The sequence below is a fragment of the Nocardia farcinica genome (assembly GCF_001182745.1).
Classification (GTDB): Bacteria; Actinomycetota; Actinomycetes; order Mycobacteriales; family Mycobacteriaceae; genus Nocardia; species Nocardia farcinica.
This window is the reverse complement of the sequence record NZ_LN868938.1, coordinates 772,654-797,583: the sequence shown is the minus strand read 5'-3', so window position 1 is coordinate 797,583 and position 24,930 is coordinate 772,654. Positions and strand designations below refer to the sequence as shown.

Here is a 24,930-nt window from a genome sequence, read left to right as displayed (position 1 = left end):
GCCCCACCTCCCGCACCCACCCGACGGAGCGGCAGCCCGGCGGTGGCGTGGCGGCGAGCGGTAGCACCGGCGCATGGCCGAGCCCGACACGCCGGGGCGGTCCGGGGTCGATCCCCGGCTCGCGCACCTGGATCTGCCGCAACTGCACGCCCTGCACGCCTTGCTGACCGAACGCAGTGTCACCGGCGCGGCCGCCCGCCTGCAGCGCAGCCAGCCGACCCTGTCCAGCGCGCTCGCCCGGCTGCGCAGGCACTTCCGTGACGAACTGCTCACCCGGTCGGGCAATCGCTACGTGCTGACGCCCTTCGCCGAGCAACTGCACCCGCTGGCGGCGGTGGCGGTGGCGGCCGTCGAGCGGGTGTTCGGCGCGGAAGCCGAGTTCGACCCCTCCCGGACCCATCGGGAGTTCTCCATCGTGTCCTCCGATCACGGCATCAGCGTGGCGGGCGGGCCGCTGATGGCCCGGCTCACCCGCGCGGCGCCGCACGCCCGGGTGCGGTTCATCCCGGTGACCACCGAGGCGATCAGCCGGGAGGACGATTTCTACCGGACGATCGACGGGGTCTTCATGCCGCACGGGTACCTCGACCTGCCGCGCGCGATCGACCTCTACACCGACCGCTGGGTGTGTGTCGTGGCGGCCGACAACGCGCGGGTGGGTGAGCGGTTGACGATGGCCGACCTGCGCGCGCTGCCGTGGGTCGCGACCTTCGTCGACCCGCTCGGCCGGGCCCCGGCGTGGCGGCAGATGGAACTGCTCGGGGTGGTGCCGCGCGTCTGCGCGGTCACCGAGTCGTTTCTGGCCCTGCCGCAGTTGATTCGCGGGACGGAGGCGATCGCGCTGCTCCAGGAGCGGGTGGCGAAGCTGGTGGCGAGTGGACCGGACTTCCGGGTGCTGGATTGCCCGTTCGACGCGGTACCGCTGGTCGAGGCGTTCTGGTGGCATCCGATGCACGACGGCGATCCCGGCCACGCGTGGCTGCGCGGCATCCTCGCCGACCTCGACCTCCAGGCATAGACGCGGTCTATAGCGCGCATCGGAAGAATTGTCTTCCTTTGCGCTGGTGACCCTCGAAGAATCGAAGACACCTCGGGCCGATCCGCCCGTCCGTCCGCGTTCTTCGGAGGTTCCGCGATGTCTGCTGCCCTGCCACCCCTCGCGCTGGACGTGCACGCGCACGTCTGGCTCGACACCGTCGAGGAGCTGGTGTCCGGCCGGCCCGGGTACGCCGCGGCGGCCGCCCTCGAGGCCCGGCGGCTGGGACCGGAGTCCGCGGCCACCAACGCCGAGCAGGCCGCGCTGCGGCGCGCCCTGCTCACCGACATCGACGCCCGCCTGGCCGCCATGGACGCCGCCCGCATCGGCGCGCAGCTGGTCTCGGTCGTGCCCACCCAGTACCACCACTGGTCCGACCGCGGCCTGGCCAGGGAGGTCGCCGAAGCCACCAACGCCGGGGTGGCCGCGCACTGCGCGCTCGCCCCGGACCGGCTCACCGGCCTCGGCGTCGTTCCGCTCCAGCATCCGGACCTGGCGGTGGCGGCACTGGAGGACGCCGTGCTCGGCCACGGGCTGCGCGGTATCGAGGTGTCCTCGCACGCGCCCGTCGGCGCCGACACCATCGAACTGTCCGACCGGCGCCTGGACCCGCTGTGGGCGCGGGCCGGCGAACTCGGCGCGGTCGTGCTGCTGCACCCGTGGGGCTGCACGCTGGACGCGCGGCTGGACCGCTGGTACCTGTCGAACTCGGTGGGCCAGCCGGTGGAACACGCGGTCGCCCTGTCGCATCTCGTCTTCGGCGGCGTGCTCGACCGTTTCCCCGATCTGACCGTGATCGCCGCGCACGGCGGCGGATACCTGCCCGCGTTCATCGGCCGCGCCGATCACGCCTGGCAGCACCGGCCGGAGGCCCGCGGCTGCGCCGCACCGCCGAGCAGCTACCTGCGCAGGCTCTGGTTCGACTCGCTCGTGCACTCCCCCGTCGCCCTGCGGGCGCTGATCACCGCGGCCGGCCCCGACCGGGTGCTGCTCGGCACCGACTTCCCGTTCGACATGGGCGACTCCGACGCGATCGCCCGGCTCGCCGCGGTGCTCGACCCCGCCGAGTTCGACGCGATCACCGTCGACAACGCGCACCGGCTCGGTCTGCGCCCCCTCGCCTCCACCCCCCGCCCGTGACCCCGGACAGGACAGACACCATGACCACTTCCGCCCCCACCGTCGAACGCCTGCGCTGGTCGTCCACCGACGACGCCGACCGGCTCGCCGTCGAGAACCCCGCCACCGGCGCCGTCATCACCACCCTGCACGGCTCCGGACCCGACCAGGTGGACGCGGCGGTGCGCGCCGCCCACGCCGCCCAACCCGCCTGGCGCGCCCGCAGCCCTCGCGAGCGCGGCCGCTGGCTGCGCCGCATCGCCGACGCCATCCGGGACAACGCCGACGAGATCGCCCGGCTCGAAACCAGCGACAACGGCAAACCGTTCACGCAGGCCCGCGGATTCGATCTCGAAGCCGCCGTCGCCATCTTCGACCTGTTCGCCGGCCTGTGCGAGGCGATGCCCGGCGCGGTCCGCGACGCCGGACCGACCCTGGACATCACCACCCTGGAACCGTACGGGGTGGTGGCGGCGATCGTGCCGTTCAACTGGCCGCCGCTGCACACCGCGGGCAAGCTGGCGCCCGCGCTGGCCGCGGGCAACGCCGTGGTGATCAAACCGCCGGAACAGGCACCGCTGTCGGTGTTGCGGATGGTGGAGATCGTGCAGCAGATCCTGCCCGACGACATCGTGCACGCCGTCCTCGGCGGCGGCCCGGTGGGCGCGGCGCTGGCCGGGCATCCCGGCATCGGCAAGATCTCCTTCACCGGCGCACCGTCCACCGGGTCGGCCGTCCTGCGCACCGCCGCCACGAATCTCACGCCGACACTGATGGAACTGGGCGGCAAGAACCCGCTGCTGATCTTCGACGACGCCGACCTGGATTCGGCGATCCCGTGGGCGATCGAAGCGGCGTTCTTCAACCAGGGCGAGGCATGCACCGCCGCCTCCCGCATCCTGGTGCACGTCGACCGCTTCGACGAGGTCGCCGAGCGGATGGCCGCGGCGGTGCGCCGGTTGCGCGTCGGCAACGGCGCCGATCCCGGCACGCACGTCGGCCCGCTGGTCACCGCCGCGCACAAGGCGCGCGTCGAGGAGTACCTGGAACTCGGCGTGCGGGAGGGCGCCACCGTCCTCGCCCGCGCCGCCCTGCCCACCGATCCGCGGCTTGCGCGCGGCCACTTCGTCGCACCCACCCTGTTCACCGACGTGCGCCCGGACATGCGGATCGCGCGCGAGGAGATCTTCGGCCCGGTCACCTGCCTGCTGCCGTTCCGCGACGAACAGCAGGCGCTCGCCATCGCCGACGACACCGACTTCGGCCTGGTCGCCGGGGTGTTCACCGCCGACGCCGAACGCGCGCTGCGGGTCAGCCGCGCCGTGCGCGCGGGCATGGTGTTCGTCAACCACTACCACCGCGCGTTCACCGGCACCCCGTTCGGCGGGGTCGGGCACAGCGGCTACGGCCGTGAGCACGCGCTCGAGACCCTGCACGAGTTCGGCTACAGCAAGAGCCTGCGGCTGCCCTCGGGCACCACGCCGATCCCGCGCTGGTCCCCGGCGCAGGACGTCTGCCGACCCTGACCACGAAACCCCTACTCCACCACCACTATCGGCCCCCTTCAACGCGGAAGGACGGCACATGACCGTTCCCCTGAAGACAACCGCCGTCGACCCCACCATGTTGCGCCGCGCCGCGGTCGCCAGCACGGTGGGCAGCGCGGTCGAGTTCTACGAGTTCACCATCTACGGCTTCCTCGCGGTGGTGTTCGCCCCGCAGTTCTTCCCTGCCGACGACCCCACCGCCTCCACCCTCGCCGCGCTCGCGGTCTTCGGCGGCGGCTACCTGGCCCGGCCGCTGGGCGGCATCCTGTTCGGCGCCTGGGGCGACCGGGTCGGCCGCCGCAGCGTGCTGATGGCCACCATCTTCCTGATGGGCGGGGCATCGATCGCGATCGGCCTGCTGCCCACCTACGCCACCGCCGGGCTGCTCGCCCCCGCCCTGCTGCTGGTGCTGCGACTGGTGCAGGGGCTGTCGGCCGGTGGGGAATTCACCGGCGCGCAGACCTACATCGTGGAGATGGCGCCGAGCCGCCGCCGCGGGGTCTACGGCTCGCTGCCCGCCCTCGGGATCGGCCTGGGGTTCGCGGTCGCGGCCCTGGTCGTGGCCACCACCAATGCCGCGCTCGACGGCGCGCAGATGAGCGACTGGGGGTGGCGCCTGCCGTTCCTGCTCTGCCTGCCGATGACCGTGGGCTGCCTGTTCCTGCGGTTGCGGCTGGAGGACTCGCCGGAGTTCGCCGCCATCGTCGCGGGCGCCGAGGTGACCCGCACCCCGGTGCGGGACGTGTTGCGCGGCCACCTGCCCGACGTGCTGCGCGTCGCGGGACTCACCATCGCGGTCCTCGGCCCCGGCTTTCTGGCCAAGCTGTATCTGGGCATCCATCTCGTCCAGATCAGCGACCTCGACCCGGTGCACGTCTACACCCTGCTCGGGGTGCTGCTGCTGGTGACCGCCGCGCTGTTCCCGGTGATGGGCCAGCTCAGCGACCGGCTCGGGCGCAGGCCCATCGCCCGCGCCGGGTTCGCCGCCTCGGCGCTGCTGTCACTGCCGTTGTTCCTCGTCGTCGACGCCACGACGAACCTGTGGCTGATCGCGCCGATCCTGTTGCTGTTCACCGCGATCGAGCCGTTCGTCTCCGCATCGGTCTACACCACCTTCGCCGAACTGTTCCCCGGCCGCACCCGCTACACGGGCACCTCGCTGGGCTTCAACCTCGGCACCATCGTCGCGGCGGGCTTCGGCCCCTACGTCTGCGGCCAACTGATCACCGCCACCGGCTGGCACGCCGCCCCGGGATTGTGGGGAACCGCCTGCGCCGTGCTGGGTCTGCTCGTGCTGACCCGCACGCGCGAGACCAGCCGCGCCGCCCTCGCCCGCTGACCACGACAAGGCTCACCATGCGCAGATTCGTCGACCTCTCGGTACCGCTGCGGGCCGGCATCGCCTCCGACCCGCCCGGCCTGCTTCCCGAGATCGAATACCACACCCACGCCGACACCGCCGCCGACCTGCTCGCCTTCTTCCCCGGCGCCACCGCGCGGGACCTGCCCGACGGGGAGGGCTGGGCGATCGAACGCCTGCACCTGACCACCCACAACGGCACCCATCTCGACGCCCCCTACCACTATTCCGCGGTCATGGACGGCGGCCGCCCCGCTGCCACGATCGACCGGATCCCGCTGGAGTGGTGTCTGCAACCGGCGGTCAAACTCGACTTCCGGCACTTCCCCGACGGCTACGTGGTCACCGCCGACGACGTCGCCGCCGAACTGGACCGCATCGGCCACCGGCTGCGCCCGCTCGAGATCGTCGTGATCAACACCGCCGCCGGTACCCGCTACGGTGACCCGGACTACGTGAACTCCGGCTGCGGCATGGGCCGCGAGGCCACCCGCTATCTCCTCGACCACGGCGTGCGGTTGACCGGCACCGACGCCTGGAGTTGGGACGCGCCCTTCACCCACACCGCGAAACGCTATGCGCGCGAGCGCGATCCGGCGATCATCTGGGAAGGGCACCGGGTCGGCCGTGACATCGGCTACTGCCACCTGGAGAAACTGCACAACCTGGAAGCCCTGCCCGCCAGCGGATTCGAGATCTGCTGCTTCCCGGTGAAGATCCACGCGGCCTCGGCGGGGTGGACCCGCGCCGTGGCCGTCTTCGACGACCGTTCCGACCACGCTGGAGTCACCCGATGAGTGCTGTCATCACCGTCGCCCCGACCGGGCCGATCGCGTCCACCACCGACAACCCGCACCTGCCCACCCAGCCGGAGGAGATCGCCGACGCGGTCGCCGCCGCCTACGAGGCGGGCGCGGCGGTCGCGCACATCCACCTGCGCGACGCCGACCAGCGGCCCACCGCCGATCCCGCGATCGCCCGCCGCACCATGGACCTGATCGCGCAACGCTGCCCGATCCTGATCCAGCTCTCCACCGGCGTGGGATTGCAGGTGCCGTTCGCCGAGCGCGCGGCCCTGGTGGAGTTGCGCCCGCGCATGGCGACGCTGAATCCGTGCAGTATGAGCTTCGGTGCGGGCGAATTCCGCAACCCGCCCGAGCAGGTACGCGAACTCGCCGCCCGCATGCTCGAACTCGGCGTCAAACCGGAACTGGAGATCTACGACACCGGCCACCTGGAGGCGTGCCTGCGGCTGCGGGACCAGGGCCTGCTCGGCGACGGCCCGCTGCAGTTCTCCATCGTGCTCGGTGTCGCGGGCGGTATGGCCGCCACCGCCGACAACCTGCTCACCATGGTGCGCCGCCTGCCCGAGGGCTCGATCTGGCAGGTGATCGCGATCGGCCGCAACAACCTGCCCCTCACCGCGATGGGGCTGGCGCTCGGCGGCAACGCGCGGGCGGGCCTGGAGGACACCCTGCACCTGCGCAAGGGCGAACTCAGCCCCGGCAATCTCCCGCTGGTGCGCCGCGCGGTCCGGCTCGCCGAGGACCTCGATCGCGGCATCGCCGGGGTCGAGGAAGCCGAAACGCTGCTCGGCCTGCCCGCCCGGTGACCACCGCGCCGGACACGCCGCCCGCCGTGGCCGTGCTCCGGTGTGGTGGTGCGCGAACGCCCGGCGGTGGTGAGGGGCCGCCGGGCGTTCGTGCACTCGGAGTCGGACGCCGGTGCACTCGCAGTCGGATCCGCCGGGTCGCCGGTTCCTAGGTTTGGCCGAACACGAAACGACAGTGAGGAGTCGACGATGAGTCAGCGAGACAGTTTCCGCGCCGCGGCGGTGCAGGCGGCACCGGTGTGGCTGGACGGCGCCGCGACGGTGGACAAGTGCGTCGCGTTGATCGAGGAGGCGGCCGACAACGGGGCGGCGCTGATCGCCTTCCCGGAGACGTTCGTGCCCGGCTACCCGTGGTGGCTGTGGCTGGATTCGCCGGCGTGGGGCATGCAGTTCGTGGCCCGCTACTTCGACAACTCGCTCGCGCTGGACGGCCCGCTGTTCGCCCGGTTGCGCGAGGCGGCCCGCCGCAGCGCGATCACGGTGGTGACCGGGCACAGCGAGCGCGACGGCGGTTCGCTGTACATGGGCCAGGCGATCATCGGAGCCGACGGCGAAGTGCTCGCCGCCCGCCGCAAGCTCAAGCCGACCCACGTCGAGCGCACCGTCTTCGGTGAGAGCGACGGCTCGAACCTGACGGTGGTGGACACCGAGCTGGGCCGCCTCGGCGCGCTGTGCTGCTGGGAGCATCTGCAGCCGCTGACCAAGTACGCGATGTACTCCCAGCACGAGCAGATCCACGTGGCGGCCTGGCCGAGCTTCTCGGTCTACCGGGGCGCCGCGTACGCGCTCGGCCCCGAGGTCAACACCGGCGCGGCCCGCCAGTACGCGGTCGAGGGCCAGTGCTTCGTGCTCTCGCCGTGCGCGGTGATCGACGAGGCCGGTGTCGAATTGTTCTGCGACACACCGGCCAAGCGCGAACTGTTGCTGCCCGGCGGCGGCTTCGCCCAGATCTACGGCCCGGACGGGCGGGAGCTGGGCACGGCGTTGCCGGAGACCGAGGAGGGCCTGGTCTACGCCGACCTCGAGTCCTCGGCCGTGGCGGTGGCCAAGAGCGCGGCCGACCCGGTCGGCCACTACAGCCGCCCGGATGTGCTGCAACTGCTGTGGGATCCGCGGCCGCGCAGTGTGGTCCGGCAGGTCGCGCTCAGTGTGGCGAGCCCGGCCGAGAGCGCCGACGACGCCGAACCCGCGGTGCGGTGACGCCGTGAGCACTTTCGTCCTGGTCCACGGCTCCTGGGCAGGCGGTTGGCACTGGGCGGACATCCGGGCCCGTCTGGAGCAGGCGGGCCACCGCGTCCACGCGCCCAGCTTGACCGGCATGGCCGACCGGCACCATCTGGCCGGCGAACACGTCGGCCTGCACACCCACATCGACGACGTGGCCCGGCTGCTGGAATGGGAGCGGCTGACCGACGTGATCCTGGTCGGGCACAGCTACGGCGGCATGGTGATCACCGGCGCCGCCGCGCGGGTGCCCGAGCGGATCGCCCACGTGGTCTACCTCGACGCGTTCCTGCCCCGGGCGGGCGAGGCGGCCTGGGACCTGCTGCCGTGGCAGCGCGAGGCCTTCCAGCAGCTGCGCCTGCCGGACCGGCCCTGGCTGGTGCGGCCGGTCGACGCCGCGGCCTTCTTCCCCGAACTGGGCGAGGGCTTCGACGACAACCGCCCGACCCCGATGCCGATCGCCACCCACGAACAGCCGGTGCCGGACGCGCCCGCCCCGGGCGCACTGCCCGGTACCTACATCCACTGCACCGCGGCCCCGGCCTACTTCGACGACGTCGCGCGCCGGGCCGCCGACGACGGCCTGGCGGTCGTCACCCTCGACGCCGGGCACATGGCGTTGCTCACCCACGCCGGCGAGGTGAGCGCCACCCTGCTCGAGCTCGCCCAGGAGGCACCGCGATGAGCGAGGATCTCGAACGGGCGCTGACCGAACGGGCCTGGCGCGACCCGGCTTTCGCCGACGAACTGCGCACCGATCCGGCCGCCGCGCTGGCCCGGCTGGGCGTCGAGGTGCCGCCGGGGCTGCGGATCGACGTCCGCGTGCAGCGCCGCGACACGCTGTACTACGTCGTCCCGCCCGCCGCCGACGACGGCGGATCGGGCGACGAGATCGTCAACCAGATGGACCTGTGGCGCAGCGGCGACCAGTTCTGCTGGATCCTGCCGCAGCACGCCAAGGTCGCGCTGCTGGCGATGCGGCAGGCACATCGTCGCTGGGCCGCCGAGCAGGAAGGCAACGCATCGTGACCCACGACGTGTTCACCGACCACTACCGGGTGCTGTCCACCGATGCGGCGGCCCGCGCCCGGCTGCTCGCCGACCCGCGCGCCGAACTGCTGCGCCACTTCGGGTATCTGCCCGACGGCGACTACCGGCTCGAGGTCGTCGAGCAGCGCAGCGACACCATCACCATCCTGCTGCCCGCGCCGCCGGCCGAACACGAGGACCCGGCCGCCCGCCTCGCGGAGGTGACCGGCCGGATCTACGACATCCTGTTCACCACCGGGGTCGGCGGGTTCCTCATTCCCGCCGAGGAACTCACCTGGTTGCTGCGGGACCTGCGGTCGCACTGGGCCGCGCGCGAGCGGGAGTGACGGCCACGCTCGGGCAACCCGCCGCATCCGTCGACACCGTGGACGGACGCGGGTACGGTGACATCCACCCTGGTTGCCCGAGCGTTGCCGGGGCAGGACAGCAGCACGTCAGCGAGATGGCATCGTCGAACATGGGCGACTTCGATCACTGGGAGACCTCGATCAGCGAGGCGTTCGTCGCGCTGCGCGCCAGCACGCCCGACCCGGCATCCTTCCGCGGCGCCCTCGTCCAGGTCGGACACGGCGAACTCTGCCATCTGACCACCGTCGACGCGGCGCCCCAGGATGTGGCGCGCTCGCCGGGCCTGGTGCGCCGCAACCCGACCGACTCGGTGATGATCGGATTACAGACGCGCGGCCGCGGGTTCGTCGAACAGGACGGCCGGGTGGCCGCCGTCGGGCCCGGCGACCTGGTCGTCTACGACCCCGCCCGCCCGTACACGCTGCGCTTCCCCACGCCCTTCGTCACCCGCGTGCTGCTGCTGCCGCGCACCCACTTGCGCGAAGTGGAGCAGGCGATCGGTGACCTGACCGCCCGCGCACTGCCCGGCGCGGGCGGCATCGGCGCGGTGTTCGGCGCGTTCGTCACCAGCGTCGCCGAGCAGCGCGACACCCTGACCGAGGACACCCACCAGAGCCTGTGCTGGCAGGCCGCGGCACTGGGCACCGCCCTGCTGCGGACCGTGGCCGGCACGAGCACGCCGCACTCCCCCGCGCAGGAGGATCTGCTGCGGCGCGCCCGGACCTACGCCGAGGAACACCTCGCCGACCCCGCGCTCAACGCCGCCGCCCTCGCCCGTGCCCTGCACGTCTCGCCGCGCTACCTGTTCAAGCTGTTCGCCGAGCGCGAGACCACGCCGGGCCGCTGGATCCAGGCCAGGCGGTTGGACCGGGCGCGCGCGGAGATCGCCGCCAACCCCGCCGTCCTGGTGTCGGTGGTCGCGGCCCGTTGCGGCTTCGCCGACCCCACCCACTTCTCCCGCGCGTTCAAGAGCCGGTTCGGACTCACCCCCAGCGCGTTCGCCGCGCGCGTCGCCGGACGGTGAACACGACAGACCAGCGTCGTCGGCTTCGACCAGCACGGCTTCGATGGCGGCGAACGTCGGCGGGTCGTCGCCGCGGTGTGGCGGGGTAGTGGCTAACGCTTGGCGTAGTCGGCGACGCCCTGCCAGTCGAGCATGACGCAGGCCTCGTCGCCGACGACCCACGCGTCATGGCCGGGCGGTACCACCATCAGGTCGCCCGGCCCGAATTCCTCCTGCTCACCGTCGTCCATCCGCACCGCCAGCCGACCCGACAGGCAGTAGCCCATGTGGGGTGCCTGGCAGCTGTCGGTCCCGGCGATCGGCTTGACGTGCAGCGACCACTGCCAGCCGGGCTCGAACACCGCCCGCCCCACCGGGCCGCTGTCGAGATCCACCAGATCGAGCTTGCCCTTGCCCTGCTCGAAGGGCCTGGTCTCCTCGGGTGCGTCGAAATTCTTGCGGATGATGGTGGACATGGCGTCCTCCTTGTCGTCGTCGGCGCCGACATGTGACGGTCCACCTGAACGCATTACGCCCGGCCCACCACCGCAGCTACCGCACAGTCAATCGTTCGCCGGTCCGGGGCGATGCGCAAGAGGTGCACCCGGCGGCACCGGGGTCGTCGAGATCGGCGGCTGCCCGACCCCGGCGGCGGCTCGGAATCGGGCGCGTACATCGCCGACCCTTCGATCAGGAGACCGCCACCGGCGTGCCTCAGTTGTCGAGGGCGGCGACGACCTCCACTTCGAGCAGGAGCTCCGGAAACGCCAGTGCCGCGACGCCGACGAGCGTACTCGCGGGCGGGCGGCCCGACTCCCCGCGCAGGGCGCTCAGGATGGCGGGCAGTATCTCGGGGCGGTAGTCGACGACGTAGATCGTCTCCTTGACGATGTCCGCGCGGCTCGCGCCGACCGCTGCCAAGGCGGTATCGATGTTGGAGGCGATCCGCGCGGCCTGGGCGGCGTGGTCGCCCGCGCCCACGACCGTCCCGTGCTCGTCCCAGGCGACCTGGCCGGACAGGTGCACCAGGGTGCCGCCGGTCACGGCGACCACCTGGGTGATCAGCTCCGGGAGTGCGTGCAGCCCGGTCGGATTGAGGTGTCGGCGAGTCATGGGGGTCTCCTTCACAGGTGCGCGCCGGTGAGTACGGCGTCGATGGATCGGTGGTCGAGAGTGGCTGCGGCCCAGGCGATGTGGCCGTCGGGGCGGATCAGCGCGGCTCCGACGCCGGACCAGTCCCCGGGCAGGTGTTCGGGCCGGGCGGTGTGTGCGAGCAGCCCCGGGCGGGAGCCCGGGTCGCCGGCGCCGGTGAGGTCGAGCAGGACGTGCTCGCCGCCGTGCAGCAGCTCGAACAGCCCGGTGGCACCGAACCGCAGATCCGGCGCCCGCGTACCGGTCAGTGGGTGCGCGTCCGGCGCGGGCCGGTACCGCACGGCCAGGCCGCTGACGCGTTCGGCCAGATCCTTGTTCAGCTGCGGGTTGTTCGCCAGCATCTCGGTGAGCAACGCGCGCAACCGCAGTCCTTCCGGCGAGAACGCCGACATCAGTGCGACCTGTGCGCGGCTGGTGTCGGTCAGTTCCGCGCCGACCGGCCGTCGCTCGGTCTCGTAGGTGTTCAGCAGTTCCGGGCGGGCGCGGCCGGTCAGCGTCGCGGCCAGTTTCCAGCCCAGGTTGTGCGCGTCCTGGATGCCGACGTTCATTCCGACGCCACCCGCCGGGAAGTGCTGGTGCGCGGCATCACCGGCGAGCACGACCCGGCCCCGGCGGTAGTGGTCGGCCAGGTGGGTGGCATTGCCGTAGCGGGACAACCACACCGGCGCGCGCATGCCGAAGTCGTGACCCGCCAGCGTCACCGTCTTGGCCCGCAATTCCGCCAGGGTGAACTCGCCCGGCCATTCGGTCGTCACGTCCTGCGGGGTGAGGCCGACGATGCGGTGCAGCCCGCCGGGCAACGCGACGACGAGCAGCGTGCCCTCCGGGCCGAAGTGGCCGAAGCCGCCCTCGGGCGGGTTGTCCAGCACGACGTCGCCGAGCCAGCCGGCCAACGTCGCGGGCGTGCCGGGGAAGCCGATCCCGGCCGCGGCGCGGACCGTACTGCGGGTGCCGTCGCATCCGGCGAGGTACGCGGCCTCGATGCGGGCGGGTCCGGCGGGTCCTTCGATCGCCACGGTCACCCGGTCCGCCTCCTCGGTGAACCCGACCACCCGGTGCCCGCGCAGGATCCGCGCGCCGAGCGCGCGGGCGCGCTCCTCGAGCAGTTCCTCCGTGCGCGCCTGCGGCAGCGCCAGGGTGTAGGGGAACGGGCTGTCCAGCACCCCGAAATCCAGCCGGGTGTCCAGCACGCCGAAATGGCCGCCCCGGATCGGGACGCCCTCGGCCAGGAACGGTCCGTGCACGCCGCGCGAGGCCAGGATCTCGATGGTGCGCGGGTGCACGGTGAGCGCCTTGGAGCGCTCGTCACGCCGATCGCGCGCCTCCACGACCGTGACCGGCACCCCGCCGAGCCGCAGTTCCGCGGCCAACCACAACCCCACCGGTCCCCCACCGGCGATGACAACGCCTGTCCTGTCCATCGTTCACCTGTTCTCTCGATTGTTTGGTCAGTGACCAAGAGTGCGGATCCGAGTAAACTAGGTCGGTGACCAAGAAGCAAGGGGATGGCCGCGGCGCCGACCGCCTCGACGTCGACCGCGTGGTCGCCACCGGCCTCGCGGTGCTCGACGAGCGCGGCCTGGCGGCCGTGTCCACCCGGGCGATCGCGGAGCGGCTCGGCGTGCGCATGAACACCGTGCTGTGGCATGTGAAGACCAAGACCGGGCTGCTCGAACTCATGGCCGACGCGATCGTCGGCGAGATCGGCTACGACGACCTGCCCACCGCGGCACCCGAGCGGGTGCGCGAACTGGCGCGCCGCTTGCGCGCGGCGATGCTCGCCCACCGCGACGGGGCCGCCCTCGTCGTCGGCACCTACGCCGCGGAGGCGAACACCCTGCGCTTCGCCGATGCCGTGGTCGCCGCCCTGCTCGACGACGGCCGCACCGAACGCGGCGCCGCGTGGACCACCTGGACGATCATCTACTTCACCCTCGGCCTCACCCAGGAGGAGCAGGCCGTCACGGGCGCGCTGCCCGGCCGCCTCGCCGCGGCCGTCTCCGCGACCACCCATCCCGCGCTGCACCGGGTCCTGCCCCACCTCGACGCCGAATCCTTCGACGAGCGTTTCGAATTCGGCCTCACCGCGATCCTGCGCGGCACGACGCCCGGCGAATGAGTCAGTCGATCGGGTCGCGCGCCAGCGGGCAGGTCATGCAGTGCCCGCCGCCCCGGCCGCGGCCGAGTTCGGCGCCGACGATGGTGATCACCTCCACCCCGGCGCGGCGCAGCGCGGCATTGGTGAGGGTGTTGCGGTCGTAGGTGAACACCACGCCGGGCTCCAGGGCGACGGCGTTGTTGCCCGAATCCCACTGCTGGCGTTCGGAGGCGTAGGCGTCACCGGCGGTCTCCACCACGCGCAGGCGATCGAGGCCGAGGGCGCGCGCGACCACGTCGACGAAGGGGGTGCCCGCCTCGTCGACGATCCGCACGCCCGGCGCGGCGTCGTCGGGCAGCAGGGTGAACGGGTGGATGCCGTCGACGATGCGCGGATGGACGACCACCAGATCCCGGTCGGCGAAGGTGAACACGGTGTCCAGGTGCATGGCCGCGCGCAGCTTCGGCATCCCGGCCACCACCACCCGATCGGCGGCGCCGGCCTCGAACAGCGCCTTGGCCAGCTGGGTGATCGCCTGCCGGGAGGTGCGCTCGCTCATGCCGATCAGCACGCTGCGGTTGCCGATCGGCATCACGTCGCCGCCTTCGAGAGTCGCCTGCCCCCAGTCCTTTTCCGGATCACCCCACCACACGGTGTCGGCGGCGTAGTCGGGGTGGAAGCGGTAGATGGTCTGCATCAGCAGCGGCTCGTCGTGGCGGGCGGGCCAGTAGAGCGGATTGATGGTGAGCCCGCCGTAGATCCAGCAGGTGGTGTCGCGGGTGTAGAGCGTGTTGGGCAGCGGCGGCAGCAGGTATTCGGGTCTGCCGAGCGATTCGCGGGCCAGGGCGAGATAGTCGCTGCGGTAGTCGGCGGGCAGATCCGCGGTCGACAGGCCGCCGATGAGGTAGCGGGCCAGTTCCCGCGGCGGCAGCGAATCCAGGAAGGCGCGGGTGCCCTCCACCAGACCGAGCCCGACGCGGTTCGCGACGATCTTGCGGTCGAGCAGCCACGCCCGCGCCTCGGGGAGCTCGAGGGTGCGGCCGAGCAGATCGTGCAGTTCCACCACCTCCACGCCGCGGTTGGTGAGCTTGTTGGCGAAGTCCAGGTGATCGCGCTGGGCGGCCTCCACCCACATCACGTCGTCGAAGAGCAGCTCGTCGGAGTTGGTGGGCGTGAGCCGCTCATGCGCCAGGCCCGGCGCACAGACCAGCACCTTGCGCAGGCGGCCGACCTCGGAATGGACTCCGTGCGGGATGGGATGGGTTGACATCGAACCACCTTCCGTCGACGAGCGGCACCACGGTTGTCACAGACTGATCCACCCGGCCGCGAGCGCGACCACGCCGAGCAACGCCCCGGCCGATACGACAGCGAACAGCACGACCTCCGCCCCGGTGAACACCCGCCGTCCGCGTTCCCGGCGGACCAGGACGAACAGCACGGTGGCCGGCGCGTAGAAGATCATCGAGACCAGCACGAACCTCAGACCCGCCGCGTAGATCAGGAACACGGTGTAGATCGAGGCGATCGCGGCGACGGTCGCGTCGCCGCGCCAGGTCGCCGGCCGTTCGCCGGCGTGGTCCCGGGTCAGCCCGAGCCGCAGGGCGTACAGCGCGGCCAGCAGGAACGGGATCAGGCTCAGCGCGGCCGTCAAGTCCAGCGCGAAATCGAAGGCGTCCTCGGACAACATCGTGATGATCAGCACGGTCTGCGACAGCGCCGTGGTGAGCACCAGCGCGTTCACCGGCACGTCGCGCTCGGTGGAGCGGGCCAGGAACCGTGGCATGTCGTCGTCCTTCGCGGCGACGAAGAGCACCTCGGCCGCCATCAACGTCCAGGCCAGATACGCGCCGAGCACCGAGACGATCAGGCCGGCGCTCACGAACGCGGTGCCCCACGAACCCACCGCCGCCTCGAGCACACCGGCCATCGACGGCTGGCGCAGCTCGGCGATCTCCGCGCGCGGCAGAATGCCGTAGGAGACGATGGTCACCGACGCGAAGATCGCCAGCACGCTGAGGAATCCGAGGATCGTAGCCCGCCCGACGTCCTCGCGGCGGCGCGCGTGCCTGGAGTAGACGCTGGCGCCCTCGACGCCGAGGAACACGAACACCGTCACCAGCATCGTGTCACTCACCTGCTGCCAGAGCGAGCCGGAATAGTCCGCGGCACGCACGTTGTCGGCGAACACCGCCGGATCCAGCAGGAACGCCGCCAGCAGCACGAACACCAGGATCGGGACCAGCTTCGCGATGGTGACGATCCGGTTGATCGCCGCGGCCTCCTTGGTGCCGCGCCGGATGATCAGGAAGAACGACCACAATCCGAGCGAGGACAGCAGCACCGCGATCAGCGTGTCCCCCGCCCCCAGCGCCGGAAACCACTGCCCGAGCGTCGACATGATGAGCACCCAGTAGGTCACGTTGCCCACACACGCGCTCGCCCAATACCCCGCCGCCGCGTAGAAGCCGGTGAACTCACCGAATCCGGCCTTGGCGTAGGCGTAGACACCGGCATCCAGTTCCGGCTCGAGCACCGCCAGCCGCTGGAACACCAGCGCCAGCACCAGCATGCCCGTCCCCGCGATCAGCCAGGCGATGAGCGCGCCGCCGACCCCGGTCTCCTGAGCGAAACGCCGCGGCAGCGAGAACACTCCCGCCCCCACCATCGACCCGACGACCATCGCCGTCAGCGTGAGCACCGTGACCTTCACCGCGCGCTCCGGCGCCTGCTGCTGGGTCATGCACCCACCTCCCTGCCCGCCGACGAACCGGCCCCGAAAAGCCCCGGACACGGCTGCCGGCGCGCCCCGGGGACGTCCACCGACAAGGCAACTCCCTCCGCGCCGTCCGCGAATCACCCGACGCGGGTGATTCCCGCGGCGACGACCCGTGCCAGCGTGGGGCGAACCGCCTGCCGTCCGTCCCCCACCGACGCGCGAGCCCCCGAGCACCGGCCGAGGCCGAACCGATCGGTGGCGCCACCACGAGAGAGGCGACCATGAGCGAAGATCTGGACCACACGGACACGAGAGACTTCGACGACGCGACCCGGGGACTGGTCGCCGAACTCGATCCGCCCGCGATCACCGACGGAAACGGACGCGTCGTCTGGGACATCGAGTCCTACGGGTTCCTGGCCCAGGACTGCCCCGACACCGCACACCCCGGCCTGTGGCGGCAAGGCAGGCTCTGCAACATCCAGGGCTTGTTCGAGGTCACCGCGGGCATCTATCAGCTGCGCAACCTCGACCTGTCGAACATGACGATCGTCGAGGGCGACGAGGGCGTCGTCGTGATCGATCCGTTGTTGTCGGCGCAGACGGCGGCGGCCGGGTTGGCCCTGTATCGGAAACATCGCGGCGACCGGCCGGTGCGCGGGCTGACCTACACCCACTCCCACGCCGACCACTTCGGCGGGGCGCGCGGCGTACTGCCCGAGGGCCACCCCGAGGTGCCGATCCTCGCGCCCGCCGGTTTCCTCGAACACGCGGCAGGTGAGAACGTCTACGCGGGCGGCGCGATGAGCAGGCGCGCGCTGTACATGTACGGCGCCGCGCTGCCGAAATCCCCTGCGGGGCAGATCGGTTGCGGGCTGGGCATGACCACCTCCACCGGACGGATCACCCTGATCCCGCCGACAGTCGACATCACCCACACCGGTCAGGAGGAAGTGATCGACGGCGTGCGCATGCTCTTCCAGCTCACGCCCGGCACCGAAGCCCCGGCCGAGATGAACTTCCTGTTCCCCGACCACCGCGCCCTGTGCATGGCCGAGAACGCCACCCACAACATGCACAACGTGCTCACCCTGCGCGGCGCACTCGTGCGCGACACGCGGGCGTGGGCGCGGTACCTGGACGAGGCCATCGCCATGTTCGCCGACCACGCCGACGTCGCCTTCGCCTCGCACCACTGGCCGACCTGGGGGCAGGAGAACTGGACCGGGTGGCTGGCCGACCAGCGCGACATGTATGCCTACCTGCACGACCAGACTCTGCGCCTGATCAACAAGGGGCACACCGGGATCGAGATCGCCGAGGAACTCACGTTCCCGCCCGCGCTGGACGCCCGGTGGGCGAATCGCGGCTACTACGGCTCGCTCAGTCACAACGTCAAAGCCGTCTACCAGCGCTACATGGGCTGGTTCGACGGCAATCCCGCGCACCTGTGGGAACACCCACCGGTGGCGAGCGCGCGACGCTACGTCGCCGACTACGGCGGGATCGAGGCGGTGATCGCCAAGGGCCGCGAATACGCCGACCGCGGTGATCTGCGCTTCGCCGCGACGCTGCTCAACCACGCGGTGTTCGCCGAGCCCGAGCACGCGCGCGCCCGGCACGCGCTCGCCGAGGTCTACGACCGGCTGGGCCACGGCGCGGAGAACGGGCCCTGGCGCAACTTCTACCTCTCCGGCGCCGAAGAACTACGCAACGGCGTCCTCGAAGCGACCATCGATACCGGCGACCCGGACGTGCTCGCCGCCTTGAGCGTGGACATGATCATCGACGCGCTCGCGGTACGCGTCGACGGACTCCGCGCCGCACGAACCCATCTGACGATGGACTGGAAGCTGACCGACGAAGACCGGGTCGTCCGGCTGACCCTCTCCAACGGCGCGTTGACCCATCGCCAGGAGACCCCTCGGGCGCCGCTGCGCGGCGACGTCGACCTCACCCTCACACTGAGCAAGCCGCAGCTGCTCGGTGTGCTGTCCGGCGGCGGCCTCGACGGCGTCTACATCGACGGCGACCCCGCCCTGCTGGCCCGGTTGATCGAGGTGCTCGACCGCCCCGACCCGCGATTCCCGATCGTCACGCCCTGATCGGTCACGCCGGTCAGTGACCCGCCAGCAGGGCGGTGATCAACGAACCGCGTTGCAGCTGTTGCCGATTGGCGTCCTCGGAACGGTAGGTGGCGGTGGTGACCGCCAGCGATTCCGGGGCGGGTGGTGTCGCGGTGAAAACCGGAAAACGTCGCAACCGTGCACGCCCAGGCGCGGCCGGGTGGATCGGATCCCCTTGTCTCAGCGGCGATTTCCCCTTCGCTCGGTCGCGTTCCTCCTCGATGCGATCCGGCAGCGACCACGCTAGGTGATACCGAGGGTGACACACAACTGGCGAGTAGTGTGATGCAGCGCACGTCCGCGCTCCCACACCACGTCGATCGCCGAATACCGTTCGGTGTTCGCCGGCGGGCCTCATTCCGCACACTTCACCCCGGAAGGGTGAGGGGGTGGCGGGCCACCGTCCCTAGGCTCGGGCCAACGTCCTGGATGCCGAGCGCGCGAGGGGAGTCACCGGTGGCCTCGGAGACGGTCGACACGCCCCTCCCCGCGGCGGATACGCCGTGGTCGCTTCCGCGGGGTCTGATCGTGCTGCTGGCGACCGCGGCGGCGGTGGTCGCCGTCGCGGGGATGAAGGCATTCGCCGGCATCCTCGGCCCGGTGTTCCTGGCGTTGATGCTGACCATCGCCGTGCAACCGATCCAGGGATTCGCCCGCAGGCACGGCCTGCCCGCGTGGGTGGGAATGGTGCTGGCCGTGGTCACCGCGTACGCGATCGTGCTCGGTCTGCTGGTGATTCTGGTGATCTCGACAGCGCAGCTCGCCACCGAACTGCCGAACTATTCGGGCCGATTCGACGACATGCTCGACGGATTGCGGTCGGTGCTGGCCGACCGGGGCGTCGGCGGTGAAGAGATCCGCACCATGTTGAGCGACATCGACGTCCGCCAGGTGGTGAGCGTGCTGGAGACCACCTTCAGCGGACTGGCCGGGGTGCTGTCGGCCCTCGCGTTCGTCTTGGCGCTGCTGCTGTTCATGGCCGTCGACGGCCTTTCCATCGACCGCCGCGCGCGCATCCTCACCGCCGAACGGCCCGCCATCGCCACCGCACTACGGTCCTTCGCCATCGGAACACGGCGCTATCTCGTCGTGTCGACCGTCTTCGGGCTGATCGTGGCCGTGTTCGACGGGCTTGCGCTGTGGTGGCTCGGCGTGCCACTGCCGCTGCTGTGGGCGGTGCTGTCGTTCGTCACCAACTTCATCCCCAACGTCGGGTTCGTCGTCGGCCTCGTGCCACCGGCGCTGCTCGCGCTGCTCGCGGGCGGCCCCGCGCTGATGATCTGGGTCGTCCTGCTCTACAGCGTGATCAATTTCGTCATCCAGTCGGTGATCCAGCCGAAGTACGTCGGTGACGCGGTCGGCCTGAGCGTGACGGTGACCTTCCTGTCGCTGATCTTCTGGACCTGGGTTCTCGGCGCGCTCGGCGCCCTGCTGGCCATTCCGTTGACGCTGCTGCTCCAGGCGGTGCTGCTCGACATCGACCCGTCCACCCGCTGGGTCCGTGCCCTGATCAGCAGCGCGCCACCGAAATCCGACCCAGGAGGAGAATGATGGACCAGACGGCGAAGAAGCCTTCCCCGTTCGCCCGCATCTCGTTCAACCAATGGATCGCCCTCGTGTTGACGGTCCTCGCGCTGATCTTCGTCCTGGAGAATCGCGCGCACGTGGACATCGAGTTCCTGTTGATCACGGTCCGCTCGCCGATGTGGCTGATCCTGCTGGTGATGTTCGCGATCGGCTGGCTGGCCGGGCTGCTCACCACCCGCAAACGCGCCAGATGAGCGAGGTCGTGCCCTCGTCCCCGCCCGAGGTCGCCTGCCCCGGCGCATCGAACCGGAGCGAGCCCTGCCGGACCGGGCAGCGTGTCGAACAGCAGGACACCGACCAGCGTCGCGGCGAGATCGGCGCGCCCGTGAGCAACAGCAGCGTCACCACCGTGCGCGCCGCGACGACCCAGCCCCCTCAGCTGCGTGCGCGCACCGGCCGGCCGGTTCACCGCGGTTTCCGACAGGTCTTGCGCGCAGAGGCCCCGGCGGCGCCGAGTACCTCGGCGAGACCGATCAGCAAGACCCCGACGGCGGGCCGAGCAGGTCGAGGTGCAGAATCACCACCGGTGCCCGCGAGCCGGTCGGGGCTCGGGTCAACCGCTCGCGGGAGAGCGTACGGGCGCAGCCGCGTGGTCGTCCCGCTCGCCGGTCAGTCCGGCAACCTGCGCATCTCGAGCAGGGTGAGACCGAGGTCGTCGATGCGAGCCAGGATGCCGCGCATGGCTGTCGAGTCGGGAACCGGGCCGAACAGTGTTGTGGCGGTTTTGTGGGGAGCGACAGTCGCGGTGAGTTCGGGGAAGGCCGCGCGGGCCCGCTCGGACAGTCCGCCGTCGATGATGAACTGGTAGCGGGTGCATTCGGGCATCGGCACTCCTGGGATCGCGGGCGGCGAGGGGCGGACGATCACTCCAGCCTGCGCGCCCGGAGTCCGGGGAACGTCATCCGTAGGGGATGAACCGACTACAGCAGGCCACGTTGCCGTGCCTCGGTCAGCGCGTCGGCACGTGAGGCGATGCCGAGCTTGCCGTAGATGCCACGGAGATGGGTCTTGACGGTGTTGACCGAGACGCCGAGATCGGCGGCGATCTGGCTGGTGGTCCGTCCGGTGGGCAGGTGCTTGAGCACCCGGAGTTCGGTCCCCGTGAGCGAATGGCCGGTGAGGTGCCGCCGCACCGCGAGATGGTGGCGGATCTCGTCGGCGAACCGGTCCAGGTGGCCGAAGCTGCCCGCGTGCGAGGCCAACAGCGGCACCGCGCCCGGCACGTCGAGGAACGGCCGGACCAGGTGGTCCGGTACCGCCTGCTGCAACGCCAGCTCGAGCGCCTCGGCGCTGGTACGGGTGCGCCCGAGCCGGTCGCTGCTGGTGGCGTGCAGCAGCAGGGCGGGCACCACGATCATCGGGTGGTCGCTGCCGAGCAAGGGCACGACCAGTTCGTGCACGGCGGCCGGCTTGCCCGCGGTATGCGCCAGTGCCGCGGCGCCGAGCGCGACCTCGGGACACGTCGGACCCAGCACCACCCGAGCACGATGGACGAGCAGCTGAACGACGGTGTCCTCCCGCAGGTGCAGCAGACTCCAGATCGCGACCGGCAGCAGGCCGCCGGTGGTCGCGGCGGCGCCGACCTCGTCGAGCAACCCGAGCAGGCCGCGTCGCAACCGAGCGGCGGCAGCGTGGTTGTCGGGTGCGGCATCGAGCACGGTCAACTGGGTGACGATCTCGGCCCACCACCCGGCCGTCGGCTCGGTCGTGCCGTCCCGCCGGCGACGGGCCGGCGGCGACACCAGCTCCCTGGGCTCGCGTCGCGCCTGCAGGTAGTCGACGAACGCGGCCATGGTCGCCGCCAGCACCGCGTCGGCGGTGCCGTCCGCATCGAACTCCACTGCCAGCTCGACCGCCTGACGCGCTCGCTCCCGCACCGTTGTCAGTTCCCCCGCGACACCGGCGGCCATCGCCAGGCGGCAGACCGCGTGCAGGACGAGCCGCGGTTGTTGCGCGTGCTCGGCCAGCGCCAGCCCCACGAGCAGATCGCGTTCGCCGGAGACGCGATCGCCGTGCAGAACTCGCAGCATGCCCGCATGGACCGCGAGGTACCCGTCGATGTCGGCGCGACCGACCGTCGGCAGCGGTTCCGGGATCGCCACCGCGCCGGGATCACCCGGTGGGACGGTCCGGACATGCGCCTGCCCCCCGAGCAGCAGGGCGCGCAACCACTCCGGTGGGGCGACGGATTCGGTATCGCCGCCTCGGGCGCGCACCAGATCCAGGTAGGCATGCGCCTGGGCCGCGTCACCGCGCTCGAGTGCGTCGATGACCCGTAACATCCAGACGAACGGGTCGTTCGACAGCGCCGGCTGCGCCTGGTCGAGCATCTCCAGTACCGCGGCGCCGCAGCCGAGCAGGGTCGCGGCGACGCCTTCCGCCCGCAGGAAATCGACGAGCAGCTCGTCGGAACCGGTGGCCAGCACATGGTCGAAAGCCTGGGTGTACATCCCGGCGACCGTGTACCACCCGGCGAGTTGCCGGTGCAGCTCGCCCAGCCGGGCAGCGTCGACGCGCTGGAGTTCGGTGGCGAAATACCGGCGGACCATCGGGTGATAGCTGATCCAGCGACCGCGCTCGGTGTCGACCGACGTGAACGGGAAATTGATGCGCTCGAGGTAGGCGATATGGCTCGGGGCAGCGGGTCCGGCCAGGTGCTCGGCGAGTTCGGGAGTGTAGGACGCGGGAATGCTGGTCTCGCTCACGAACTGTCGGACCTGCTCGGGCAGTGCCGCGATCAGCTCCCCACACAGGAAGTCGGCGACGGCGTGCGGCGCTCGGGCCAGCACACGGACGGCGCGGTCGCGGTCCTCTGCGTGCGCGGCCAGGTAGATCGCGACGATCCGGACCAGTGCGGGCCACCCACGGGTGATGTCGGTGACCTGCGCCAACTCCTCGGGTGTGAGTTCGCAACCGTGCTGGGCGAGCACGGCGGCGATCTGCGCGGTGTCGAAGGACAGCGTGCCGGCCCCGAGCCGGGTGACGCGGCCGTCGAGTTCCAACGCCTGCCAGCGGATCGGCGGCTCGAACCGACCGCACAGCACTATCTTCAGAAACTTCGGAGCGTGCCGGATCATGTGCTCGAGGCCGGCCAGCACCAGCGGGTCGGTGAGCAGGTGCGCATCGTCGACAACCAGGACCCTCGGCCCGGGGCCAGCCGACACCGCGGCGAGCAGCTGTTCGGCTGCCGCGGTCGCACCGGCAGGTTCGCCCGCCGGGCCGGTCGGGTCGAATCCGAAGCAGTCGCCCAAGCGATGCCACCACCGGTCGGCGTCGTTCAGCTCGGCGGTGACGGTCACCCACACCGGTGGACGGGTGACGTCATCGGACAGGGCATGATGAGCAGCCAGCACCGTCTTCCCACTCCCCGCGGGCGCGCAGACCAGCAGCGCGCGGGCGCTGCCCGGTCCGAGGAAGTGCTCGAACTCGGCGTCGGCCGCGGCCCGGGGGACCAGTGGGAATCCGAGGACCGGAACGTCGCCGATCCGCGTGCAGTCGGCCGATCTGACGCAGCCGTGCACGAATGGCGAAGGAGTCACCGCGCCTCCCGGAGACGTCTACGACCGTGCTGTGCGAAAAATCCGTCAAGCGCTGCTCCAAATCGACGCAACCACTGGCAACCGCCCGCGACAAGTAGCGCACGTTTTCGATACCGGACCGTGATAGTCGCCTCATCCGGATCACATACCCCGGGCCACCCGCGATGGCCGGCGATCACGCCGTGATGGCGATCGTGCCGCTGGTGATGGGCGCGAGCGCGCTCGGCATGGGCATCGCCGGGCCGGCCTGGTACCGCTCTCCCACCCCCCGCGTCATCTCTTTCACCCACGACGAACGAGGCGGCAGGCGCACCGGTCCTGGCAGCCTCGACCCGGTATCGATCGAATCCACCCGCGACGAAGGAGTTCTCCGTGGCCGGCACACTCAGCGTCTGGAAATTCCCCACCGACGGCGGCGCCGACACCGCCGTGGCGACCCTGCAGGATCTGCAACAGCGCCAGCTGATCACGGTGCACGACGCGGCCGTCGTCAGCTGGCCCGAGGGCGCGCGCAAACCGAAGACCCGACAGCTCCATAATCTGGCAGGCACAGGCGCGCTCGGCGGCGCTTTCTGGGGTCTGCTGTTCGGGCTGCTGTTCTTCGTCCCACTGCTCGGGGCGGCCCTGGGCGCCGGGATCGGTGCGCTCACCGGGGCGCTGGCCGACGTCGGGATCGACGACAAGTTCATCGCCCGCCTCCGGGAACAGGTGACCCCGGGCACCTCCGCCCTGTTCGTGCTCACCTCCGACGCCACTCTGGACCGGGTGCACGAGGAATTCCGCGGCCGGACCGCCGAACTCATCACCACCAACCTCTCCCATGAGCAGGAGGCGAGGCTGCGCGAGGTCTTCGCCGACGCACATGTGTGAGCCCGATCCAGGAGGAACCGATCATGGCGCGGGTACGCGAACCCGATCCGGTGGGCCAGAGCATCGCGGCGATCACCACCATCGCGGCGGCGGTCCTGCTGCTGACCGTCGCGGTGCTATCGATCCTGGAGGGTGTCGCCGCGGTGGCCGGCGACGAGATCTTCACCATCGTCCCGCGCTACACCTATGACCTCGATGTGGCGACCTGGGGGTGGGTGCACATCGTGCTCGGCGTGCTGCTGGCCGTCGTCGGGATCGCCCTCATGGCGGGCACCACCTGGGCCAGGGTCACCGCCGCGGTGTTCGCGGCGCTGTCGATCCTGGCCAATTTCCTCTGGTTGCCGTACTACCCGTGGTGGTCGATCGTGATCATCGTCCTGAACGTCCTGGTGATCTGGGCCGTCACCACCTGGCAGCCGGATCTGATGTGAGCCTGCGCGGAAGTACGAGCCGGAACTCGCCTCGGGCGCCGCGAACGGCAGTCACCGAACGCGGTCTGCCCCGTGACACCGTCTAACGGTCGGAGACGACCCGCAACAC

At 71.1% G+C, this 24,930-nt stretch carries 25 protein-coding genes; 17 read left to right on the top strand and 8 right to left on the bottom strand.

Going from position 1 to position 24,930, the window contains the following annotated elements; all coding sequences use genetic code 11:
* Positions 1 to 73: 73 nt before the first annotated feature.
* The 11 genes from AMO33_RS03940 (at position 74) to AMO33_RS03890 (ending at position 10,320) form a co-directional block, all read left to right on the top strand.
* Positions 74 to 1,018, top strand: a complete 945-nt coding sequence (locus tag AMO33_RS03940; protein ID WP_060590599.1) for a LysR family transcriptional regulator — start codon at positions 74 to 76, stop codon at positions 1,016 to 1,018.
* Positions 1,019 to 1,135: 117 nt separating this feature from the next.
* Entirely contained in the window at positions 1,136 to 2,176 is a 1,041-nt protein-coding gene (locus AMO33_RS03935; RefSeq protein WP_060590597.1) for an amidohydrolase family protein, read from the top strand.
* 20 nt (positions 2,177 to 2,196) lie between these two features.
* A complete protein-coding gene (locus AMO33_RS03930) occupies positions 2,197 to 3,681 on the top strand; it encodes an aldehyde dehydrogenase family protein (protein WP_060590595.1) in 1,485 nt (494 codons plus the stop codon).
* A 58-nt stretch (positions 3,682 to 3,739) separates the two neighbouring features.
* Complete coding sequence (locus AMO33_RS03925) at positions 3,740 to 5,041, top strand: MFS transporter (RefSeq protein ID WP_060590593.1); 1,302 nt, start codon at positions 3,740 to 3,742, stop codon at positions 5,039 to 5,041.
* A 17-nt stretch (positions 5,042 to 5,058) separates the two neighbouring features.
* Positions 5,059 to 5,859 (top strand): cyclase family protein, encoded by an 801-nt coding sequence (locus AMO33_RS03920; RefSeq protein ID WP_060590591.1) that lies wholly within the window; start codon positions 5,059 to 5,061, stop codon positions 5,857 to 5,859.
* Positions 5,856 to 6,674: a BKACE family enzyme gene (locus tag AMO33_RS03915; RefSeq protein ID WP_060590588.1), complete on the top strand. Its 819-nt coding sequence runs from the start codon at positions 5,856 to 5,858 to the stop codon at positions 6,672 to 6,674. Before AMO33_RS03920 ends, AMO33_RS03915 begins: the two co-directional genes overlap by 4 nt.
* Positions 6,675 to 6,863: 189 nt before the next feature.
* On the top strand, positions 6,864 to 7,874 hold the full coding sequence (locus AMO33_RS03910; RefSeq protein WP_060590587.1) for a carbon-nitrogen hydrolase family protein: 1,011 nt from the start codon (positions 6,864 to 6,866) through the stop codon (positions 7,872 to 7,874).
* Positions 7,875 to 7,878: 4 nt separating this feature from the next.
* Entirely contained in the window at positions 7,879 to 8,583 is a 705-nt protein-coding gene (locus AMO33_RS03905; protein WP_060590585.1) for an alpha/beta fold hydrolase, read from the top strand.
* Positions 8,580 to 8,927 carry a nitrile hydratase gene (locus AMO33_RS03900; protein WP_060590583.1) on the top strand — a complete coding sequence of 116 codons (348 nt, stop codon included), beginning with the start codon at positions 8,580 to 8,582 and terminating at the stop codon, positions 8,925 to 8,927. The genes AMO33_RS03905 and AMO33_RS03900 overlap by 4 nt, the downstream gene beginning before the upstream one ends.
* Positions 8,924 to 9,274 carry a hypothetical protein gene (locus AMO33_RS03895; protein WP_011209804.1) on the top strand — a complete coding sequence of 117 codons (351 nt, stop codon included), beginning with the start codon at positions 8,924 to 8,926 and terminating at the stop codon, positions 9,272 to 9,274. Before AMO33_RS03900 ends, AMO33_RS03895 begins: the two co-directional genes overlap by 4 nt.
* 131 nt (positions 9,275 to 9,405) lie before the next feature.
* Positions 9,406 to 10,320 carry a helix-turn-helix domain-containing protein gene (locus AMO33_RS03890; RefSeq protein WP_041560207.1) on the top strand — a complete coding sequence of 305 codons (915 nt, stop codon included), beginning with the start codon at positions 9,406 to 9,408 and terminating at the stop codon, positions 10,318 to 10,320.
* Between the two features lie 92 nt (positions 10,321 to 10,412).
* Here AMO33_RS03890 and AMO33_RS03885 read toward each other — a convergent pair whose 3' ends face one another.
* From AMO33_RS03885 to AMO33_RS03875, 3 genes are all read right to left on the bottom strand, one after another.
* Positions 10,413 to 10,775 carry a cupin domain-containing protein gene (locus AMO33_RS03885; RefSeq protein ID WP_011209806.1) on the bottom strand — a complete coding sequence of 121 codons (363 nt, stop codon included), beginning with the start codon at positions 10,773 to 10,775 and terminating at the stop codon, positions 10,413 to 10,415.
* A 238-nt stretch (positions 10,776 to 11,013) separates the two neighbouring features.
* Positions 11,014 to 11,412, bottom strand: a complete 399-nt coding sequence (locus AMO33_RS03880; protein ID WP_060593276.1) for a RidA family protein — start codon at positions 11,410 to 11,412, stop codon at positions 11,014 to 11,016.
* A gap of 11 nt (positions 11,413 to 11,423) precedes the next feature.
* Positions 11,424 to 12,872: an FAD-dependent monooxygenase gene (locus tag AMO33_RS03875; protein ID WP_060590581.1), complete on the bottom strand. Its 1,449-nt coding sequence runs from the start codon at positions 12,870 to 12,872 to the stop codon at positions 11,424 to 11,426.
* A 65-nt stretch (positions 12,873 to 12,937) separates the two neighbouring features.
* On the opposite strand from AMO33_RS03875, the gene AMO33_RS03870 reads away from it, so the two are divergent.
* Positions 12,938 to 13,570: a TetR/AcrR family transcriptional regulator C-terminal domain-containing protein gene (locus tag AMO33_RS03870; protein ID WP_060590579.1), complete on the top strand. Its 633-nt coding sequence runs from the start codon at positions 12,938 to 12,940 to the stop codon at positions 13,568 to 13,570.
* A 1-nt stretch (position 13,571) separates the two neighbouring features.
* Here the strand turns inward: AMO33_RS03870 and AMO33_RS03865 are convergent, their stop codons facing one another.
* The gene (locus AMO33_RS03865) at positions 13,572 to 14,819 is read right to left on the bottom strand and encodes an arginine deiminase (RefSeq protein WP_011209810.1); all 1,248 of its coding nucleotides are present in this window, start codon (positions 14,817 to 14,819) and stop codon (positions 13,572 to 13,574) included.
* Positions 14,820 to 14,855: 36 nt separating this feature from the next.
* A complete protein-coding gene (locus AMO33_RS03860) occupies positions 14,856 to 16,292 on the bottom strand; it encodes a basic amino acid/polyamine antiporter (RefSeq protein ID WP_011209811.1) in 1,437 nt (478 codons plus the stop codon).
* Between the two features lie 257 nt (positions 16,293 to 16,549).
* Here AMO33_RS03860 and AMO33_RS03855 point away from each other — a divergent pair, with 257 nt between their 5' ends.
* Positions 16,550 to 18,373, top strand: a complete 1,824-nt coding sequence (locus AMO33_RS03855; RefSeq protein WP_060590577.1) for an alkyl/aryl-sulfatase — start codon at positions 16,550 to 16,552, stop codon at positions 18,371 to 18,373.
* A gap of 13 nt (positions 18,374 to 18,386) precedes the next feature.
* On the opposite strand, the gene AMO33_RS31280 is transcribed toward AMO33_RS03855, so the two are convergent.
* Complete coding sequence (locus AMO33_RS31280) at positions 18,387 to 18,530, bottom strand: hypothetical protein (protein ID WP_159005444.1); 144 nt, start codon at positions 18,528 to 18,530, stop codon at positions 18,387 to 18,389.
* A gap of 293 nt (positions 18,531 to 18,823) precedes the next feature.
* On the opposite strand from AMO33_RS31280, the gene AMO33_RS03850 reads away from it, so the two are divergent.
* Together AMO33_RS03850 and AMO33_RS03845 are read left to right on the top strand one after the other, a co-directional pair.
* Complete coding sequence (locus AMO33_RS03850; protein WP_060590576.1) at positions 18,824 to 19,945, top strand: AI-2E family transporter; 1,122 nt, start codon at positions 18,824 to 18,826, stop codon at positions 19,943 to 19,945.
* Positions 19,945 to 20,175: a hypothetical protein gene (locus tag AMO33_RS03845; RefSeq protein ID WP_228787055.1), complete on the top strand. Its 231-nt coding sequence runs from the start codon at positions 19,945 to 19,947 to the stop codon at positions 20,173 to 20,175. Before AMO33_RS03850 ends, AMO33_RS03845 begins: the two co-directional genes overlap by 1 nt.
* Positions 20,176 to 20,590: 415 nt before the next feature.
* Here the strand turns inward: AMO33_RS03845 and AMO33_RS03840 are convergent, their stop codons facing one another.
* Both AMO33_RS03840 and AMO33_RS03835 read right to left on the bottom strand, forming a co-directional pair.
* Positions 20,591 to 20,806: a hypothetical protein gene (locus AMO33_RS03840; protein WP_011209816.1), complete on the bottom strand. Its 216-nt coding sequence runs from the start codon at positions 20,804 to 20,806 to the stop codon at positions 20,591 to 20,593.
* 95 nt (positions 20,807 to 20,901) lie between these two features.
* The gene (locus AMO33_RS03835; protein WP_139337489.1) at positions 20,902 to 23,520 is read right to left on the bottom strand and encodes a helix-turn-helix transcriptional regulator; all 2,619 of its coding nucleotides are present in this window, start codon (positions 23,518 to 23,520) and stop codon (positions 20,902 to 20,904) included.
* A gap of 372 nt (positions 23,521 to 23,892) precedes the next feature.
* Here AMO33_RS03835 and AMO33_RS03830 point away from each other — a divergent pair, with 372 nt between their 5' ends.
* Positions 23,893 to 24,390: a DUF1269 domain-containing protein gene (locus AMO33_RS03830; protein WP_011209818.1), complete on the top strand. Its 498-nt coding sequence runs from the start codon at positions 23,893 to 23,895 to the stop codon at positions 24,388 to 24,390.
* 23 nt (positions 24,391 to 24,413) lie between these two features.
* Positions 24,414 to 24,821 carry a DUF7144 family membrane protein gene (locus AMO33_RS03825; protein WP_060593275.1) on the top strand — a complete coding sequence of 136 codons (408 nt, stop codon included), beginning with the start codon at positions 24,414 to 24,416 and terminating at the stop codon, positions 24,819 to 24,821.
* Positions 24,822 to 24,930 lie beyond the last annotated feature (109 nt).